Raw genomic sequence first — 19,451 nt, forward strand, 5'->3', positions numbered from 1 at the left:
CGACCAGTTATTTTAAATGAAAAATTTAAAATATTGAATTTCTGTGAACGACGAACCACAGACTAAGAACTAACAGAAACTTTTCCAACAGAGCCATTTTCTGAAGGAATCAGCTTAAATTCAAATTCCGGTTTTAAGCCCTTTTCCTTTCTGTGCGATACATAAACCACTGCGGTTTCCGTTTCAGCTGAAATAATATTGATAAGATTAGTGAATTTAAGAGCACTCTTATCGTCCAATGCTGAAGTTGGTTCATCCAGAATAAGCAACGGCGGATGCTTGATCATTGCCCTTGCAATAAGCAGCATACGTTGTTGCAGCAAAGGTAAATCTAAAAACACTTTTTTTTCCTGATGCTCCAGTTGAAGCGTTTTTATCCACTCCTTCGCCAATGCCAATTGCTTAAAACCCGGTCTTTGGTAAAGTCCGATGCTGTCCATTAATCCGGAAACTACCATTTCCAGTACTGTATTTCTCCTATTGAACAATTCGGTTAATGCCGGGGAGAAATAGCCAATTTTCTTCTTGATTTCCCAAACACTTTCCCCGCTGCCCTTTTTATTTCCGAATAAATACACATTTTCACCATAAGCCTTTGGATTGTCTCCGTAGATCATGCTCAAAATGGTGGTTTTTCCAGACCCGTTTGGGCCGGTAAGTTTCCAGAACTGCCCTTTTTTAATCTCCCAGCTGATATTTGCCAAAATTGGTCGCTCTTCATAATTAACGGAAACCTTCTCCAGTTTCACCAGGACTTCAAGAATATTCTCAAATTCTGAAGGCGCTTCCGGAATGCTCTTTATCTTCGGAAATCTTTCTTCGGAAGGTTTTTCAGCTAAGAATTCATCTAATGTTATCGTTTTTTGCACTTTTCCGCCTTTCATAAGCAGAATTTCATCTATAAATGGTAAAATATCCTCTTTCCGCTTAAAGATCTGGATGATTTGAATAGTTTCAGATACTTTTTGGAGTCTGATCTTCAATTCTGCGACCGATTCCTTATCTAGATTATCAAACGGACTATCCAAAATGAGAAATTCGGGGTTTTGCTTCAGCAGAAAGTTAAGCAAAGCCTTGCGTTTTTCTCCGCTGGAAAACGTGCGCAAAGACCGACATTTAAAAATGGCAATTTTCGACCTCCCGTGTTTGTAGTCTTCCTCTATGAACTTATCCAGGACAGCTTCAGAAAAAACCACGCCGTTTGTAGAGTTTAAGTTAGGCAGGATCGCTTCAGCGTCTCCACTTAACAACTTCTGAAACCATTTTTGATTCCCTGAATCCTCCCCGCCATAAAGGGCGTAGTGTTTTATGCGCTTCATATTATTTATTCTCCAAATTCTCTTCATTTAAAGCCTGCAGCCAATCGGCAAGCCTGTCTGTCCAGGATGACAAATAGCCTTTGCCAAGACCAAAAGAAAATCCGTGGCCACCTTCAGGATAAATATGCATTTCCACCGGAATATTTTTCGCTTTTAATGCTTCATAAAATCTCAGGCTGTTCTCCACCGGCACTGATTCATCATCTGTGGCATGAAGCAAAAAAGTTGGCGGCGTATTGGGTTTTACCTGTAATTCATTTGAAAAATTCTCAACTAAATCTTCGGAAGGATTTTCTCCGAGCAGCGCGTTTTTAGAACCCTGATGTGTAAACTTTTCATCCATCGTAATTACCGGATAAATAAGCGCCATAAAATCTGGGCGTGCGCTTAAAGCGTCTACGGAATCTTTGTCAAAAGAATCCTCGTGGTCAAAATGAGTCCCCAAAGTTGAAGCAAGATGTCCGCCGGCCGAAAACCCCATAATACCGACTTTATTTTGATCGATGTTCCAATTATTAGCATGGGAACGCACCAGCCGCATTGCCCGTTGCACATCCTGCAAAGGAGCTTCGTGTCCAACTTTAACCGATTTTGAGCCGGGCAGCCTGTATTTTAGAACAATCCCGGCAATGCCTTTGGAATTTAGCCATTTCGCAAAATCTGTACCTTCCCAGTCGTAGGCCAGGCCGGCATATCCACCGCCGGGAGCAATGACCACAGCCTGCCCGGTGGCTGTTTGCTTTGCAGGCAAATACACCGCAATATTTGGCTCCTGAACCTTAGTAACCCAGTTAAAGCCTTCTTTTTCAGATTTTTCCTTTTCTTCAGACTTCTGACTGTTAGGAATATTATTCGGCCATAAAGGAAGTATTACATCTTGCGCCATAACAGAGGTTGTTGTTAAAATTAAAATTAATAAAAGAATATTTTTTTTCATATTTTTTGGTTGTTTGTTGTCTGTTGTTTGTTGTCTGTTGTTTGTTGTCTGTTGTTTGTTGTCTGTTGTCTGTTGTTTGTTGTCTGTTGTTTGTTGTCTGTTGTTTGTTGTCTGTTGTCTGTTGTTTGTTGTCTGTTGTTTGTTGCGCCAGAGGCTCACAAATTTGAATTAAAAAAGATATTCAAACTCCCTCAAATCTTTCCTCTTTTTTTGAACTCTTCACTTTCCACTCTCCACTTCCTTTACACTTTTAAACTTTAAAACCTTGAACTCTTTTCGGACTTAAAGATTTTCAAAAAATGTCCAGATAAAGAGTAAAGACCAGAGGCCGGTTCGCCACCAATTTTTGGAAACAAGATTATTAGTAATTCTTTCGCATGATTTATCAGGCCCAATAGCATTATGCAATGGCACAAAAATCAGGAAAGTGAGTAGCCAAATAATTATGATGAAAATAATACTGCCCGCGGTATAAATATCTATCCGATTAAAAAATTGAACCACCGAAACCAGCACCTGGACGATCATTAAAGGTGCTACAATTACTGCAATGCGCTTTGTGTAGATCTTATGCCAGCTATTTAAATCTTCAGTTTTGTAGTGGCACATCCCCGGATACACTACCAACTGCACCATCCAAATGAGCACTAACATTCCAAAGTCTACCAATAGCCTTATCAGGTCAATATTCATTAAATTTTGTCTTTACTTGAGATAGGGCCGCCTTTATTGATATCCCGCTGCCTGTAAATTAAACAATTCCGCATATAGTTTATCGTTTTTCATCAGTTCCTGGTGCGTTCCAATTTCCAGCACGGCGCCATCTTTTAAAACCATAATCCTATCGGCGATCCTTACGGTACTAAACCTGTGGGAAATAATTACGGCGGTTTTTCCTTCGGTTAATTTAATAAATCTATCAAAAGCTTCAGTTTCTGCACGGGCATCTAAAGCTGACGTTGGTTCATCCAGGATTAAAACCTCAGCGTCTTTCATGTACGCCCTGGCGATAGCGATTTTTTGCCACTGCCCTCCGGAAAGGTCTTTTCCGTTCTTAAATCGTTTCCCAAGCTGCTGATTGTAACCCATAGGAAATTCTGAGACCACCTCTAGGGCCAGGCTTTTTTCTGCGGCGCCATCTAATCTTTCCTGGTTATGGATTTCTTCAATAGCACCCATGGCGATATTTTCCCGCAGGGTTAATTCAAACTTTACAAAATCCTGAAAGATCACTCCAAAATACTGCTGATATTCGCTCTGTATATATTGTTTCACCGGAATGCCATCCAGCAGGATTTCTCCTTCGGTAGGTTCATAAAACCTCAACAGTAACTTAATAAGCGTTGTTTTTCCGGCGCCGTTTTCCCCGACAAAAGCAAGTTTTTCGCCAGCCTTCAGTTGAAAATTAATATTTCGGACCACCCACATTTCAGATTTAGGATATTTGAAGCCGACATTTTTAAATTCGAATCCGTTGTTGATTTTCTTCGGCAAAGGCAGTTTCCCTTCCGGAGAATTTTCCGCATAAGTAAGATCAAGAAATTCAAAGTAATCCTGAAGGTATAAAGCGCTCTCGGTAATTGCCGTAAAGCGGGTGAAAAACCCCTGTAGTTTGGAACGCAGCCGGTTAAATGATCCGGAAAGGAAAGTAAGGTCGCCGAGCGTAAACACACCTGCCACCGTTCTAAAAATGATAAAAATATAAGCTCCATAATAGGCAGAAGTGCCGATAACATTAAAAAAAGAACCCCAGCCGGCACGTTCTTTTGCCAGTTTTTTACTCTGTGTATAATACGTATCAGATAAGTTTTTAAACCGGTTCGCGAGATAATCTGAAAGTCCGAACAACTTCACCTCTTTCGCGGTAACATCGCTGGCACCGGCATAGCGCAGGTAATCCAGCTCCCGCCGCTCCTGCGTCCAGCTGCGGGCAAGGGAATAGCTGGTGCCACTAAACTTAATTTCGTTAATAATAGTGGGAATAATGGAAACGACCAGCAAAATAATCAGCCAGGGCTCAAAGGCCACCACTCCGCCAAGCAAAGACAGAATTACAACCACATCTTCGCCTTGTGTAAGAATGTTAGACATCAAGCCAACGCGGCCGGTGGTTTGCTGCCTCGCCCGCTCCAGTTTGTCGTAAAATTCTGAATCTTCGAGCTGGTCAAGATTTAATTCCGAAGTTTTTTTGATGATTTTAACCGAAGTATTAATGGAATATTGATCTCCCAGAAGTCCGTCACTCAAACTTATTCCGCGACTGATCAAATCTGAAATTACCGCCAGTCCGAATTCGACTGCGACCAAAATCCACAGCTGGTCGAGATCCTTTTCTTCCGCAGCGATCTGCAGTACAACTTCATCTATAATAAGTTTCCCAACATAGAGAATAAGTACCGGCAAAAAGGCATTAACCACGCGACATAGCAGGTTTGCATAGAAAAGCGCCGGATTCACTTTCCTGATTTCTTTAAAAAACCTGGGAACGAATTTTAAGGAAGCAAAACTCTCCCTGAAATTAATTTTGTTAGGTTCTAATGATTTTTTCTTTGGCGGCAAAAGCTGATTTTTATTTGCAAGTTAAGGAGGAAAAATGATTTTTTGCAGGTGGTGAAGGTGCCTTCAAATTAAAAAGCTGAAAATAATAATTCTTATTTTCGCAAAATGGAAAACCGAAAGCTTAAGAATAGCGAACTGGATCGCAAATCTGTTGAAGAATTTAAAGAGGCCTCCAAAACGCCAATTATCGTCATCCTGGACAATATAAGAAGCCTTAACAACATTGGTTCTGTGTTTAGAACTGCAGATGCTTTTTTGATTCAGAAGATTTATCTCTGTGGAATTACCGCTCAGCCACCTCATAAAGATATCCAAAAAACCGCTTTAGGCGCTACGGAAACTGTTGCGTGGGAATATGCGGAAGATGTTTTGGAGTTGGTGGAGCAACTGCAAAAAGACAATATTAAAATCTTTTCTATTGAACAGGCTGAAGGCTCGATAATGCTAAACGATTTCCAGCCACAACAGGAAGAAACTATGGCCGTAGTCTTTGGAAATGAAGTAAAAGGTGTACAGCAGTCGGTTGTTTCTGCAAGCGACGGGATTATTGAAATTCCGCAGCTGGGTAGCAAGCATTCTTTAAATATTGCAGTGAGTACAGGGGTTGTTCTTTGGGACTTATTTGTAAAAATTTCTTCTATTAGAGAATGATTTGTGTATCTAAAACCTACAAGGTTGTAAAAACCTTGCAGGAGAGAATCTTTTATTCCCCCTTTGGGGGTTAGGGGCTTTAGGAGAATTCAATTTCATCTAAAAGGGTCAGGTAATCTTTCCGGTTATTCACAAAATCCTTATCGGAAATGTCAATGATCTGCACCTTCATTCCCGTCTGCGATTTAATAAACGAGAGGTAAGATTTATTGATTTCCAGTAAATATTCTGGCTGGATATTCTGTTCGTAATCGCGGCCACGTTTTTTAATGTTTTCAAGCAACCTGTCGGTATTCTGATATAGATAAATATATAATTCCGGCTTTACCAGTTCCTTGTACATGAGATGAAACAGCTTGTTGTAAAGAGAATACTCATCTTCCTGAAGCGTGATTTTGGCAAATATCAGCGATTTAAATACATCGTAGTCTGAAATTACAAAATCTTTAAAAAGGTCGTACTGCGAAATATCATCAGAAAGTTGCTGGTAGCGATCAGCCAAAAACGACATTTCCAGCGAAAAAGCATAACGCTCCTTATCTTCGTAAAATTTTGGTAAAAACGGATTGTCTTTAAAACGTTCCAGAATCAATTTTGCATTAAAATCCTGGGAGATCATTGTGGAAAAACTGGTTTTTCCTGCCCCAATATTTCCTTCTACCGCGATATACCTGTAGTTTTTAAAGCTGTAATTCTTCTGCGGAAGTTTTAATCCTTCAGAAATCTGGTTAATTTCAGTTTTGTCGCTTGTTTGCTCAAGTAGTTCACCAATCGTTTTCTTCAGAAGCGGATGCACCTCTTTGCCCGCAATGTCTTGTAAAGGCTGAAGTACAAATTTACGGTTCTGCATTTCAGGATGCGGAATCTTCAAGTTTTCAGTTTCCACAACCTCACCCTCAAAAAGCAAAATATCGAGATCCAGCGTACGATTCTGGTAATTCTTAGAGTCTGTTCTGCTACGGCCGGCTTCAGTTTCTATCTGCAGTAATTTTTGCAGCACTTCTTCCGAAGAAAAACGTGTTGCAACAGTAACACAGGCATTAAGAAAAGAATTTCCGCTAAAACCCCAGGCCGGAGTTTCATATACTTTAGAAACATCTTTGACCTCCCCTACTTCTTCAAAAAGACGATCTACAGCATCCTGTAAAAAGAGAAAACGCTCGCCAACGTTGCTTCCCAGCGCGATATATACTAATTTAGGGGAATTCAATTGAGAAAAAATTTAATAAGACCCGGTGAAAAATTTCACGGCAAATTAAGCAAAACAAAATCACATCTCCTTAATTTCGCCTCAAGTCTTTAAAAAAATAATGTGACGCAACTTTATATTAAGGACCAGCTTTCAGCACAAAAGATCTATCTTATTTTAGGGGCTTTGTTTATCGCTTCCCTGGTGGTTTCGAACCTTATTTTTCAGAAATTTTTTTACTGGGATTTCTTCGGAATCTACACTTTTGAAATTTCTGTAGGAATTTTACCTTATCCTGTCACGTTTCTTATAACTGACATTATTAGTGAAATCTATGGACAACGCAAAGCCAACCAGATTGTTACTGCCGGAATTTTCGCTTCCTTTTTCTCGCTGCTTATCGTCTTTTTAGCAGACGCTGTTCCTGCCACAGCATGGTCTCCTGTTGGCGACAAACTTTTTAAAACTGTCTTTGGCGCCACCACCATCGCGGTTTTTGCTTCTATGTTGGCCTATCTACTCGCCCAATACATCGACATACAATTGTTCCATTTCTGGAAAAAACTAACTAAAGGAAAACATTTATGGCTGCGGAACAATTTCTCCACTTTCCTGTCACAATTTGTAGATACGTTTTCGGTCTTATTTTTGCTCTGTAGTTTCAATAGAATTGAATGGGACCTATTTGGCGGATTATTGCTTAGCGGATTCCTTTTCAAGTTTATAGTTGCCGCGATAGACACTCCGTTTTTGTACCTGGGTGTCTATGCGCTTAGAAGAAAGTTTGGCCTGAAGCAAGGCGAAGAATTAAAAGATCCCGGACAGGATTTAAAAGTATAGTTTATGAAAAAAGCACTTAAGATATTCGGAATTTTCATTTTAGTGGTGGTTATTATTTTAATCGCCGCTCCCTTTGTTTTTGAAACACAGATTGAAAATTTTGTGAAAAAGACAATTAACAAAAATGTAAATGCGCAGGTTGAATTCAGTGAAATTGATCTGAGTTTTTTCAGAAGTTTCCCGCAGGCCACTGTGGTTCTAAAAGATGTGAGCGTACTTAATAATGCTCCTTTTCAAGGAGATACGCTGGCGTTAAGCGAAGAAGTGCTACTGGAAATGTCTGTAAAAGAACTTTTTAAAGGCAGTGAAGAACCAAAAAGTATAGATGAATTCCGCCTGAATAATGCTTATGTAAACATAAAAGTGGACTCCCTTGGAAATGCCAATTATGATATTGCTATTGAAGATAGCACGGCTACTACCGCTACAGACACTACTACTTCGAGCGGTTTTAGTTTTGACCTGAAGCATTACGAAATAAACAATTCCCGGTTAAAATATTTAGATGAAGGTTCTAAAATGGCCCTTCACCTGGAAGACCTTAATCACAATGGAACCGGAGACTTCTCTTTGGACGAAAGTGAGTTGGATACTGAAACCACGGCCCTGGTAACTTTCGATTTTGACGGCACTAATTATTTAAACCGAAACAAAGTGGCCCTGGATGCTGTGATACAGATAGACCTTGAAAATATGAGGTACACTTTCCTGGAAAACGAGGCGATGATCAACCAGTTACAGCTAACTTTTGATGGTTATGTTCAGGTAAATGAAGACAACAATGAAATTGACCTCAGTTTTAAAACGCCATCTTCAGATTTTAAAAATTTTCTTGCTGTTATTCCTGAAGAGTACGCAAAGAACATAGAAAATGTTGAAACTAATGGAGATTTTGTGGTAAACGGAATAATCCGTGGGGTTGTTGACGAAACCTATATCCCAAAGATGGATATCAAAGTAAGTTCAAATAATGCATCCTTCAAATATCCAGATTTACCAAAAAGTGTTCAGGATATTAACATTGATCTAAAGATTATCAATGAAACCGGACTTGTAGATGACACCTATATCACATTTGACAATGTCACCTTCCAGATCGATCAGGACAGGTTTGCCGCCAACGGAAGTGTGCGCAATCTGATGGAAAATATGCTGGTAAACATGAACGTAGACGGCACCATAAATTTGGCAAATATCGAGCAGGCGTATCCGCTGGACATGGATTTAGACCTCAACGGAATTTTAACCGCCGATCTTACTACCAGTTTTGATATGAATTCCATTGAAAAGGAACAATATCAAAATGTAAACAGTAAGGGTACTGCCAGCATCAGGAATTTTAGCTACAGCTCTCCTGAAATCCCCAACGAAGTGCAAATATCCAGCGCAAACCTCAACTTTAATCAGGGAAATGTGACAGTGCCGGAATTAAAAATGACTACGGGACAAACCGATATTACTGCTTCGGGAAATATTCAGAATTTGATGGGTTATCTTTTTACAGATCAGGCTTTAAAAGGAAACTTTCAGGTGAATTCAAACACTTTTGCTGTAAACGATTTTATGGTTGCTGAAACTGAAGAATCTGCTACAGAAAATTCTGAAGTGACTTCAGAAGAAAACACTCCTGTTCAAACAGGCGAAGAAGCTGTAAAAATTCCTTCTTTCCTTGATGTGGTAATTGCATTTAACGCTAACCGGGTTTTATATGACAATCTGGAGCTGAAAAATACCACAGGAACAATTATTCTGAAGGATGAAACTGCAACACTTCAAAACGTTACCAGTTCAATTTTCGACGGAACAATAGCGCTGGAAGGAAATGTTTCTACAAAAGATCCTACATCTACATTCCAGATGGACCTGAACCTGAATGCCCTGAATATCGCCCAATCTTTTAACAGCATGGAAATGTTGCAGGCGCTTGCTCCAATTGCCAATGCTTTGGAGGGAAAGCTACAAACCACTCTTAATCTTCAGGGAGATTTAAATAATGACCTTACTCCGCAACTACAGAGCCTTGCCGGTACTGCTTTGGCACAGATTTTAACTGCGGAAGTAAATCCTGACAATATGCCGTTATTAAGCAAACTGGATGAGCAGCTAAATTTTATAAACCTGGAAAATATTAACCTGGATAATCTAAAAACCAATCTTACTTTCAATAACGGAAATGTGGAAATTTCACCTTTTAATTTTGATGTGGAAGGCGTGAATGTAGAAGTTTCAGGTTCACACGGCTTTGATATGAACATGAATTATAATTTAAACCTGAATGTACCGGCGAGATACCTGGGAAGTCAGGTTGGAGGCGCACTTGGGCAGTTAAGCGGAGAGAATCTTCAGAATATGATGGTAGCTCTTCCGGTAGGTCTAAGCGGAACATTTAATAATCCGCAGATCAACCTAAACATGCAGCAGGCTGTTACCAATTTGACGCAGAAAATCGCACAGCAACAAAAGGAGAAACTGCAGCAAAAAGGTCTGGATGCAATTAATGACATTTTAAAAGGCAACAGAAATCCTAATACGCCAACGCCACAAGATACAACCGCAGTAGATACAACAGGAACTCCGCAACAAACTCCTCCAAAAAGCAACGAGAAAAAGGTAGAGGAAGCGGCACGAAATATCCTTGGCGGAATTTTAAACAACAGGAATAAAAAACAGGATACTACTGGGAATTAGTGACTGGTGAGTAGTAAAGGGTGAAAGAGTGAAGGGTCAAAAAAAATTAAAAGTGAAGAGATCCTGCAAGGTTTTTGAAACCTTGTAGGTGTAAATTGAAAAATGGAGTTGTGAGTTTTGGATTACTGAAACTTTAATTATCCACTTTCCACTGAAAAGTCTTCTTCAAAAAAAGGTAATTTTCATCCTGTAGTTTAAATAATGTTTGGTAATTAAAAGAATACAGGTACGGTTATAAATCAAACCACACAGGTTCTGAGAACCTGTGTGGTTTTACTTCCGTTAAAATAATTTCTAAGCCTAAATTTGCCAATTATCGACCTTTATTTCACTCTGGAAAGCTAATGAAGAGTTTAAAAAAAGAATTTTCCTCTCTCCCCTCTCCACTAAAAAATTACGAAACATTCAACTCTACCACATAACCTTCATGCGCTCGCACGTTAAAAGCGGTTCCATCTTCGAAGATCAGGTATTGTCCTTTTATTCCCTTCAGAATTCCTTCATAAAACGGACTTTTTTTAAGGCTGAGCGTTTTAATTTTCTTCGGGAATTCCAGTACGGGGAATTGGATTTCAGTTTCTTTGTTACTGGACAGGAAATATTGTTTGGCTTCTTCAGGAATAAAATCCTTCAGCTTTTCTCTTTCTTCAGCTAAATCCAGATCCAGAATATCGTTAGTGAGCATTTTGCGCCAGTTGGTTTTATCTGAAACATGGTTTTTTAAAGCTACTTCAGTAATTCCTGCAAGGTACCTGTTGGGCACTTCAACAATTTCTATAGCCTCGTGCGCTCCCTGATCGATCCAGCGGGTAAGCACCTGGCTCCTGCGCGTCACTCCTACCTTCACATTGCTGGAATTAGCGAGATAAACAACGTGAGGCTGGAGTTGTGATTGCTTTTCATACTCCAGGTCACGATCTTCTTCATCTAAATGCGCTTTACTTAATTCCGGACGCATAATCCAGTCGCCTGCCTGGGGAATACTGCTCCAGCAGTCATAGCAAAAGCCGCTTCGAAATACCTTTTTCTGTTTTGAACAATTAATACATTGAAATCGCAGAAAATTTATACTTAATTTCTTATTTAGAACCTGGTTTAAATTAAGAAAGTCCGATTCAAAAAGCAGGTAATATTGTACGGTATCTGTAAGTTCCGTTTTCATTTTGGTGAGCACACCTTCATACTTCATAAAAATTGGTATTATTTTTTGATGAAATGATTTTTTTTGCAGGCTGTAAAGTTTAGTTTATTTTTAGCCAACCAACCATTTTATGCCCCTACAAATATGGCGCATAAAGTTAAAAATAAATAATGCCAATTCCATTAGTAAATTCTGTTGCCTCCTGGTTCCTGAAAAAGCGGATCCACCAGATGGAGTTATTTATAAAATATCCTCACGAGGTTCAACACGAACTTTTAAAAAATCTCATTTCCACAGCAAAGAATACGGAAGTTGGCAGGAAGTACGATTTTGCTTCCATGCAAAATTATCAGGCTTTTGCAGATCGCATTCCTGTGCAAAAATATGAAGATTACGAGCCTGACATTGAAAGAAGCAGGCGTGGTGAAAATAACATTTTCTGGCCCACTCCTATTAAATGGTTTGCAAAATCCAGCGGAACCACTAACGCCAAAAGTAAATTTATACCCGTAAGCGACGATTCCCTTGAAAATTGCCATTATGCGGCGGGCAAGGATATGTTGTGCATGTATTTGAATAATAATCCGCAGTCGCAAATGTTTGCCGGCAAAAATTTAAGACTTGGAGGAAGTAAGGAAATCTACAGGGATAACGGAACGGCATATGGAGATTTGTCGGCAATTTTAATAGATAATATGCCTTTTTGGGCAGAATTTAGCAGCACTCCCAGCAATGAAGTTTCTTTGATGAACAACTGGGAAGTGAAAATGCAGGCTATTGTAGATGAAACTATTAAGGAGAGAGTTACCAGCCTTGCCGGAGTGCCTTCGTGGATGCTGGTTTTACTGAATAATGTCCTGGAAACTACCGGAAAAAACAACTTATTTGAAGTCTGGCCGCACCTGGAGGTCTATTTTCACGGGGGGGTGAGCTTTAACCCTTATGCATCGCAATATCAGAAAATCCTGCCTAAAGAAGACTTCCGGTTCTACGAAATTTATAATGCGAGCGAGGGATTTTTTGCGTGTCAGGATCAAAATGATTCCAAAGAATTATTGCTGATGCTGGACTACGGAATTTTCTATGAATTTATTCCGATGGATACTTATAACACTTCAGAAGAGAAGATTATTCCGTTAAGTGAGGTCGAAATTGGTAAAAATTACGCGGTGGTTATAACTACAAATGCCGGGTTATGGCGTTATAAAATAGGTGATACTGTTCGCTTTACTTCAGTAAATCCTTACAGAATAAAAGTTTCCGGCAGGACAAAACATCATATTAACGTGTTTGGAGAAGAGTTGATCATTGAAAATGCCGAAGAAGCATTGAAAAAAGTTTCCCTTGTCACAAATTGCGAAATTATGGACTACACCGTGGCACCCATTTTTATGGAAGGCAAAGAAAAAGGGTCCCATGAATGGATCATTGAATTTATCACGCCTCCACGGGATCTGGAAACATTTAAAATTCAGCTGGACAAAGCCCTTCAGGAAATAAACAGCGATTACGAAGCGAAACGCTTTAATAATATGACCTTGAATATGCCAACTATTCATGAAGCGCGTAAGAATCTGTTTTACGACTGGCTGAAAAAGAATGACAAACTGGGCGGGCAGCATAAAATTCCAAGACTTTCTAATTCGAGACAGTATGTTGAAGAGTTGCTTAGCATGATGTAAAAAGAGCCAGCCGAAATTTGGCAATTATCGTGCTTTATATTCCTTCTCTTTGCCAGGAATAAAGTTTGAAGATTTCCGTTTATACGTATCTTTGGCCTCTATGAGCACCCTGGTACAAATTTCAGTTTTACCCAACCAACAGGAAGACGAATCTGTTATTCTCCCATTGGCATTGGAAAAAGCCAAAATTAAAAAGAAAGATATTCGGGAGTGGCGGATTCGGAAACGATCTATTGATGCCCGAAGAAAGCCGGTCAAGATTAATCTTCAGGTGGAATTCTGGAAGAAGGATGAGGTGCGCAAAGCCATTCCGGCATTTATTCCGCAGCAGGTTTCAGGTTCTAAAGAAATTGCCATTATTGGTGCCGGCCCGGCAGGTTTATATGCTGCACTGCGCGCCATTGAAGCCGGACTAAAACCAATTGTTTTTGAACGCGGAAAAGATGTTCGCGCACGCAGGCACGATCTCGCGAAGATCAATAAAGAGCAAATCGTAAATCCCGAATCGAATTACTGTTTTGGAGAAGGCGGCGCCGGAACCTATTCTGACGGAAAACTCTACACACGTTCTAAAAAGCGCGGCAATGTACTAAAGGCGCTGGAGTGGTTTGTTCATTTTGGTGCAGATCCTGAAATTCTCGTGGATGCACATCCACATATCGGGACCAATAAACTTCCAAAGATTATTACTTCCATGCGGGAAGCAATAGTCGAAGCCGGCGGGGAAGTTCATTTCAACTCTAAACTCACCGACCTAAAGCTTAAAAACAACAAGATTGAAGCAATTCAAATTAATGAAAATCAGTGGCTTTCTTTTGATGAAGTAATTCTTGCAACGGGTCATTCTGCCAGGGATATTTTTTACCTCCTGCACGAGAAAAACATTAAAATTGAAGCAAAACCCTTTGCGCTGGGCGTTAGAATAGAGCATCAGCAAAAACTAATAGACACCATTCAGTATCATGGGGATGATGAAAATCCTTATTTACCCCCTGCATCCTACAGCCTTGTGGAGCAGGTGGAGGGTCTTGGCGTTTATTCCTTCTGTATGTGCCCCGGTGGTATTATTGCCCCTTGCGCCACAGCTCAGGAAGAAGTAGTTACTAACGGCTGGAGCCCCAGCAAACGGAATAATCCTTACGCAAACTCCGGAATTGTGGTAAGCGTTAACCCTGAAGATTTGCCTAATTTCGACCCTAATGATCCATTTGTGTCGCTGAATTTTCAGAAAAATGTAGAACATGCATGCTGGGAAGCAGCCGGAAAAACTCAGCAGGTCCCTGCGCAGCGAATGAAAGATTTTGTTGAAGGAAAAGTCTCTGTGGATTTTCCAAAAACGTCCTATCAACCCGGAATTGTAAGTGTGGATTTAAACAAGGTTTTGCCTCCGTTAATTGCCACCCGATTGCGAAAAGCATTTGTTCTCTTCGGAAAAAAACTAAAAGGATATTATACGAATGAAGCAGTTTTACATGCGCCGGAAAGTAGAACCTCCTCCCCCGTTTCGATTCCGCGTCATCCCGAAAGTCTGGAACATATCGAAGTGAGCGGACTTTATCCCTGCGGGGAAGGAGCCGGTTATGCGGGAGGAATAATCTCTGCCGCCATAGACGGGATTAATTGTGTGGATGCTATTGCTAAAAAATATGTTGAAAGCAATTCTTAGAAACCGGTTCGGTTTCATACAAAGGTCGATAATTGCCATTTTTGAGTCATCATCATAAAAAACTGGCAAACCCTTGAGGTTTCAGTCTCTCCCGATGGAGCAAAAATAAACAACAAAAAACCCTAGCATTTCTGAAGGGGTGCGTTTTGAGCGGGAGACCGGGTTCCCTTCGATTCGTTTTTTTTAAAGCTCACTCAGGACAGGCTTCTCACCGATTAATTTTCAGCAAAATTTGGGACAACAAAAACCCCCAACATTTCTGAAGGGGTTCGTTTTGAGCGGGAGACCGGGTTCCCTTCGATTCGCTTTTTTCAAAGCTCACTCAGGACAAGCTTCTCACCCGGTGGTTTTTCAGCAAAAGTTGGGACAACAAAAAACCCCAACATTTCTGAAGGGGTTCGTTTTGAGCGGGAGACCGGGTTCGAACCGGCGACATTCAGCTTGGAAGGCTGACGCTCTACCAACTGAGCTACTCCCGCAATAGCACTGCAAATATAATCTTTAAGTTTTTCAACTTCCAAAAAAATTTAGAGCTTTTTTAGAAAATGATATCCCTTAATCACGTAACCTTCGTTCATATAAAACTTGTGAGAACGGTAATTCTGGACGTAACTATTTAATTCTGAAGTTTCACAGCCTTTTTCCCTAGCATAATCATAGATGAATTCGAATAATTTTTTCCCTATTCCTTTCCCCTGAACTTCTTCAGAAATATAAATATGATCGGGCTCGCAACTCCTTCCGGCGTAATGTCTCGTCATAAACCAGAGTCCAAAAACTCCAATTATCTTACCATCGTGAAAAATTCCGAAGCATTCATAATTCTGATCCAGCATTTCAGTAAATCTCTCCAAAAGAATTTCATCAGAAAATTCAGCTTTCGACAGCTTCTGAATGAACGGAATTATGGTTTCTATATCTTCTTTTAAAATCTTGTTAAATGCAGGTTCCATACGGGAGTTTTCTGCTAAAATAATCATATTTTTAGCCTTAACTAGATTAGATAATTTTTACAAGCAATATGAAAGATAAAACCGGAAAAATACAGGATTTAATAGATGCAAAATTTCTCAAAGAACGTAAAGTTTTTCTTTGGGGAATGGTGAACGACAAAACTGCTAAACATGTCATTGACCGGTTGTTGTATCTTGATCTTGACGGCGACGAAGAAATACAATTTTTTATAAATAGCCCAGGTGGTTATGTGACAGACGGTTTTGCGATTTATGATACCATACAATCCCTTAACAGCCCTGTTTCTACAATCTGTACCGGTCTCGCAGCTTCTATGGGCTCTATTTTACTTTCTGTAGGAACAAAAGGAAGAAGATTTATACAGCCTCACGCCAAGGTAATGATTCATCAACCAAGCGGTGGTGCCCGTGGTCAGGCTTCCAATATTGAAATCCAGGCAAAAGAAATTTTAAAAACAAAAGAGTTAAGTGCCAAAATTTTAGCGGAAAACTGTGGTCAGGACTTTGACAGGGTGATGAAAGATTTTAATCGTGACTATTGGATGGATGCCAACGAATCTATAGATTACGGTATTGTGGATGGAGTTTTAAAAAAATAGCTTATGAACATCAAACATAAAGAAAGCGAGACACGCGGAATGTTTTATATAGAGGGTGACAAAGGTATTATTGCTGAACTCACCTATAAAAGACAGGACAATAATATAATCCTTATAGATCATACTAAAGTAGATCGAAAGTTCGAAGGCCAGGGTCTGGCTACAGAACTTTTAAAAAAGAGCGTTGAACACGCCCGGGAGAACAATTTGAAAATTGATCCCCTCTGTCCCTTTGCAGAGGTTCAATTTGAGAGAAATAAATCTTATGAAGATGTAAGAGCCACACGATAGACTAAAAAGCCCTGCTCTCAGGGCTTTTTCTTTTTTAGTGCTCATGATCTGCATCAACTCAAAATCTTAAATATTGCTTTCTATGTTGAAATTGAAAGCTCAAATCTTTTGCTTTTTTTTATTTTTCACGCTGATTTTCACATCATGTCGAGATAATAAGGAACAATCAGGAATTGAAACATCAAACAATTCAGAAACAACAGGAATTTTAACTGATTCTGAAACCATTTCGGAGTTTTTTGCGGATTCTATTGCTGCCAAAGATTTATTCCTGCAACGTTCAGAAGAAGTTGCAGCCTTTTACAGTAAACGGAAATTTGAGCCGGTTTGGGTAAATCCTAAACTGCGGGAAAGTTTGTTTGAAAATATTCAAAATATCGACAAAGAGGGACTGGATCCTGAAGACTACAACATTAAGTATTTTGAAGAGTCCTTATCCAACCTTGAGAATTTGAATCAGGAAGATAAATCCAGACTTGAAATTTCGCTAACAGATAATTTCCTTCAGCTTGCACATCATCTCTATTACGGAAAGCTGGATCCAATTAAAATTTTCGAAATCTGGGATCTTAAAAAGGATGATGTGGACCTGGTGAGGCTTTTGGACAAAGCCATAAATCAGGATGATATTGATAAAACCTTGAATTCTATTAAACCAGATCATCCGGTTTACCTTGGTTTAAAAAAATCTCTTGCTGAATACGCTAAACTTAGTACTGAGGAAGAAAATATTGCGACCATAACCTCAGGAAGAACTATAAAGCCAGATGAAAATGACCCAAGAATTCCAGCTATCGCAAAGCGCCTGGAAGAACTCGGTTTTTCTATAAAGTACGACTCTCTAGCAAACAAAAATAATAAAGAGATACAGGAAACTATAAAAGAATTTCAACTTCAATATGGAATTCATGTAGACGGCGTTATTGGTCCCGGCACTATTTCCAGTCTTAATAAAGGCAGTAAAGACCGTTATCATCAAATTTTGGCAAATATGGAACGTTGGCGATGGTTTCCAAGGGATTTTGGAGATCATTACATCCTCGTAAATATTCCTAATTACAAGCTCACGGTTGTAAAGAATAAAGACACAATTTCTACTCACAAAGTAATGGTTGGCACCCAGGCACGAAAAACTCCTGTCTTTTCTGATGAAATTCAATACGTGGTATATAATCCCACCTGGACTATCCCTCCTACCATTAAGAAAAAAGATGTTATTCCCGGGGCAGCCAGTAATATTTCCTATTTAAAAAACAGAAATTTAACTGTTTATGATGCCAATGGAAATGAGGTAGACCCATCTACCATTAACTTTGGTTCTGGCGAAGGAATGAATTATACATACCGGCAGAAAGCAGGAAGTTCCAACCCTTTGGGACAGGTTAAAATAATTTATCCTAACAAATATTTGATTTATCTTCACGACACTCCTTCCAAAGCTTTATTCGAAAGAAATTCCAGAGCAGAAAGCTCAGGCTGCGTAAGGGTGCAGGATGCTATTGAATTATCTAAGTATCTTTTAAAGAACAGGTCAGAATACTCTCCTGAAAGAATAGATGAAATCATCGCTTCGGGTAAAACGAAGCAGATTGAGGTAACTCAGAAGGTAAAAGTTCATCATTTATACTGGACCGCATGGCGGGAAAACGGAGAAGCACGTTTTACTGCAGATATTTACGGAACCGATAAAAAAATCTACGATTTACTTAACGAGTAGAGCCTTGATAAAAAAAAATCCCACTTTCGACGGGATTTTTTTTTATTCTGTTTCTGTTTTACTAGGCTGTAGGATAATTAAGGTAAGAAGACTTTTTTAGGTAATCTGAAGAATTCTTATGAATGTAAACCACAGATTCCCCTTTTATAGTATTTATAAGTTCCTTAGCCAAAGAATTAGGAACCGCAGGACAACCATAACTTCTGCCCAGTCTTCCATGTTTTTTTATAAAATTGGGAGTTGCATAATCTGCACCGTGAATTACCACATAACGCTTTCTGGCATTGCTGTTAAATCCTTTTTCCTTTCCGTCGATAAATAAAGAAAGTCCGTTTCTACCATAATATGTTTCTCCGGTAACATAAAAACCAAGTGAACTTTGAAGGGAGTTTAAAGTATTAGAGAATTTTTTTGCGAATTCACCTCCGGTGTTTTTTCCATGTGAGGTATACGTGTGGAATAGCACTTCTTTATTCTCCATATCCAGAATCCACATTCTTTTTTTACTGGAAGATAGATTAAAATCTACTATAGTCAGTATTTTTTTGGTTACTGCACCTTCTTCTTTAAGTTTGTAGTACCCCTTCATCCCCTTCTCAAAAACATCGAGAGTTGGAAGGTTGAGATTATTTTTCGAAAAATTTTCATAGGTAATTGCTACTTCCTCTTTAAAACTTAAAGCTTCAGTAACCACAAGTTCATTTATCGTATTATTTTTTTCATTTTCATTTAGATTTTCCGTGCTCTTAAAAGCAAAAGAAAACACCATTACCGCCATCACAGTCAAAATTCTATACGTCATATTTTAATCTCGATTTTTAAAGTACTGTTAATATATTCCAAACGCTATGCCAACATACAAAATAATCTCCTTATTTGCTTTTGATAAGGTTTAAATCCCAAACTTTAACACTTTTAGCCTATTTATTTAGTATTAAAGCAATTAGCAGCTTTAGCGAGTTGTAAAAATAACTTCGAAACAGGTTCTTTAGTATTCAGATCTTTATAGAAAAAGTTAAAATTTGAATAAACAAATTTTGAAGAATCAGAGTTTCCTATTTCAGATTTCTCTTGAGCGAAGTAATTTTCCGGATCTGATTTCTAAAAGGAATAAGATATATTGAGATTTAGGAAAACATTTTTGCGCCTTATTTAGCAGGCGAAAATATTGTTTTTTATATTTGAAATTAAATCTAAA

At 39.1% G+C, this 19,451-nt stretch carries 16 protein-coding genes and 1 tRNA gene; 8 read left to right on the forward strand and 9 right to left on the reverse strand.

Going from position 1 to position 19,451, the window contains the following annotated elements:
• Positions 1 to 62 precede the first annotated feature (62 nt).
• The 4 genes from RM541_RS00860 to RM541_RS00875 form a co-directional block, all read right to left on the reverse strand.
• Positions 63 to 1,319 carry an ATP-binding cassette domain-containing protein gene (locus tag RM541_RS00860; protein WP_311498344.1) on the reverse strand — a complete coding sequence of 419 codons (1,257 nt, stop codon included), beginning with the start codon at positions 1,317 to 1,319 and terminating at the stop codon, positions 63 to 65.
• Position 1,320: 1 nt separating this feature from the next.
• Positions 1,321 to 2,256: an alpha/beta hydrolase gene (locus tag RM541_RS00865; protein ID WP_311498345.1), complete on the reverse strand. Its 936-nt coding sequence runs from the start codon at positions 2,254 to 2,256 to the stop codon at positions 1,321 to 1,323.
• Between the two features lie 282 nt (positions 2,257 to 2,538).
• Positions 2,539 to 2,949, reverse strand: a complete 411-nt coding sequence (locus RM541_RS00870; RefSeq protein ID WP_311498346.1) for a hypothetical protein — start codon at positions 2,947 to 2,949, stop codon at positions 2,539 to 2,541.
• Positions 2,950 to 2,982: 33 nt separating this feature from the next.
• Positions 2,983 to 4,815, reverse strand: a complete 1,833-nt coding sequence (locus RM541_RS00875) for an ABC transporter ATP-binding protein (RefSeq protein ID WP_311498347.1) — start codon at positions 4,813 to 4,815, stop codon at positions 2,983 to 2,985.
• A gap of 105 nt (positions 4,816 to 4,920) precedes the next feature.
• Here RM541_RS00875 and RM541_RS00880 point away from each other — a divergent pair, with 105 nt between their 5' ends.
• Positions 4,921 to 5,466: an RNA methyltransferase gene (locus RM541_RS00880; protein WP_311498348.1), complete on the forward strand. Its 546-nt coding sequence runs from the start codon at positions 4,921 to 4,923 to the stop codon at positions 5,464 to 5,466.
• Positions 5,467 to 5,545: 79 nt separating this feature from the next.
• Here the strand turns inward: RM541_RS00880 and folK are convergent, their stop codons facing one another.
• Positions 5,546 to 6,676 carry a 2-amino-4-hydroxy-6-hydroxymethyldihydropteridine diphosphokinase gene (gene folK, locus RM541_RS00885; protein WP_311498349.1) on the reverse strand — a complete coding sequence of 377 codons (1,131 nt, stop codon included), beginning with the start codon at positions 6,674 to 6,676 and terminating at the stop codon, positions 5,546 to 5,548.
• 102 nt (positions 6,677 to 6,778) lie between these two features.
• Here folK and RM541_RS00890 point away from each other — a divergent pair, with 102 nt between their 5' ends.
• Together RM541_RS00890 and RM541_RS00895 are read left to right on the forward strand one after the other, a co-directional pair.
• The gene (locus RM541_RS00890) at positions 6,779 to 7,495 is read left to right on the forward strand and encodes a queuosine precursor transporter (RefSeq protein WP_311498350.1); all 717 of its coding nucleotides are present in this window, start codon (positions 6,779 to 6,781) and stop codon (positions 7,493 to 7,495) included.
• A 3-nt stretch (positions 7,496 to 7,498) separates the two neighbouring features.
• Complete coding sequence (locus tag RM541_RS00895; RefSeq protein WP_311498351.1) at positions 7,499 to 10,183, forward strand: AsmA family protein; 2,685 nt, start codon at positions 7,499 to 7,501, stop codon at positions 10,181 to 10,183.
• A 394-nt stretch (positions 10,184 to 10,577) separates the two neighbouring features.
• Here the strand turns inward: RM541_RS00895 and RM541_RS00900 are convergent, their stop codons facing one another.
• Complete coding sequence (locus RM541_RS00900) at positions 10,578 to 11,372, reverse strand: DUF2797 domain-containing protein (protein WP_311498352.1); 795 nt, start codon at positions 11,370 to 11,372, stop codon at positions 10,578 to 10,580.
• Between the two features lie 122 nt (positions 11,373 to 11,494).
• Here RM541_RS00900 and RM541_RS00905 point away from each other — a divergent pair, with 122 nt between their 5' ends.
• Positions 11,495 to 13,006, forward strand: coding sequence for a GH3 auxin-responsive promoter family protein (locus RM541_RS00905; protein WP_311498353.1), 1,512 nt, complete (start codon positions 11,495 to 11,497; stop codon positions 13,004 to 13,006).
• A 100-nt stretch (positions 13,007 to 13,106) separates the two neighbouring features.
• Positions 13,107 to 14,672, forward strand: a complete 1,566-nt coding sequence (locus RM541_RS00910; RefSeq protein ID WP_311498652.1) for an NAD(P)/FAD-dependent oxidoreductase — start codon at positions 13,107 to 13,109, stop codon at positions 14,670 to 14,672.
• Between the two features lie 406 nt (positions 14,673 to 15,078).
• On the opposite strand, the gene RM541_RS00915 is transcribed toward RM541_RS00910, so the two are convergent.
• Together RM541_RS00915 and RM541_RS00920 are read right to left on the reverse strand one after the other, a co-directional pair.
• Positions 15,079 to 15,151, reverse strand: a tRNA-Gly gene (locus RM541_RS00915).
• Positions 15,152 to 15,199: 48 nt separating this feature from the next.
• The gene (locus RM541_RS00920; RefSeq protein WP_311498354.1) at positions 15,200 to 15,652 is read right to left on the reverse strand and encodes a GNAT family N-acetyltransferase; all 453 of its coding nucleotides are present in this window, start codon (positions 15,650 to 15,652) and stop codon (positions 15,200 to 15,202) included.
• A gap of 41 nt (positions 15,653 to 15,693) precedes the next feature.
• Between RM541_RS00920 and RM541_RS00925 the strand changes: the two genes are divergently transcribed.
• The 3 genes from RM541_RS00925 (at position 15,694) to RM541_RS00935 (ending at position 18,253) form a co-directional block, all read left to right on the forward strand.
• Positions 15,694 to 16,245, forward strand: a complete 552-nt coding sequence (locus RM541_RS00925; protein WP_311498355.1) for a ClpP family protease — start codon at positions 15,694 to 15,696, stop codon at positions 16,243 to 16,245.
• A 3-nt stretch (positions 16,246 to 16,248) separates the two neighbouring features.
• The gene (locus RM541_RS00930; protein ID WP_311498356.1) at positions 16,249 to 16,536 is read left to right on the forward strand and encodes a GNAT family N-acetyltransferase; all 288 of its coding nucleotides are present in this window, start codon (positions 16,249 to 16,251) and stop codon (positions 16,534 to 16,536) included.
• An 82-nt stretch (positions 16,537 to 16,618) separates the two neighbouring features.
• On the forward strand, positions 16,619 to 18,253 hold the full coding sequence (locus RM541_RS00935; RefSeq protein ID WP_311498357.1) for a L,D-transpeptidase family protein: 1,635 nt from the start codon (positions 16,619 to 16,621) through the stop codon (positions 18,251 to 18,253).
• A gap of 61 nt (positions 18,254 to 18,314) precedes the next feature.
• Here RM541_RS00935 and RM541_RS00940 read toward each other — a convergent pair whose 3' ends face one another.
• Positions 18,315 to 19,055 carry a murein L,D-transpeptidase catalytic domain family protein gene (locus RM541_RS00940; RefSeq protein WP_311498358.1) on the reverse strand — a complete coding sequence of 247 codons (741 nt, stop codon included), beginning with the start codon at positions 19,053 to 19,055 and terminating at the stop codon, positions 18,315 to 18,317.
• Between the last annotated feature and the right edge of the window lie 396 nt (positions 19,056 to 19,451).

The organism is Autumnicola psychrophila, from assembly GCF_031846645.1.
In the GTDB taxonomy this organism is placed as follows: Bacteria; Bacteroidota; Bacteroidia; order Flavobacteriales; family Flavobacteriaceae; genus Autumnicola; species Autumnicola psychrophila.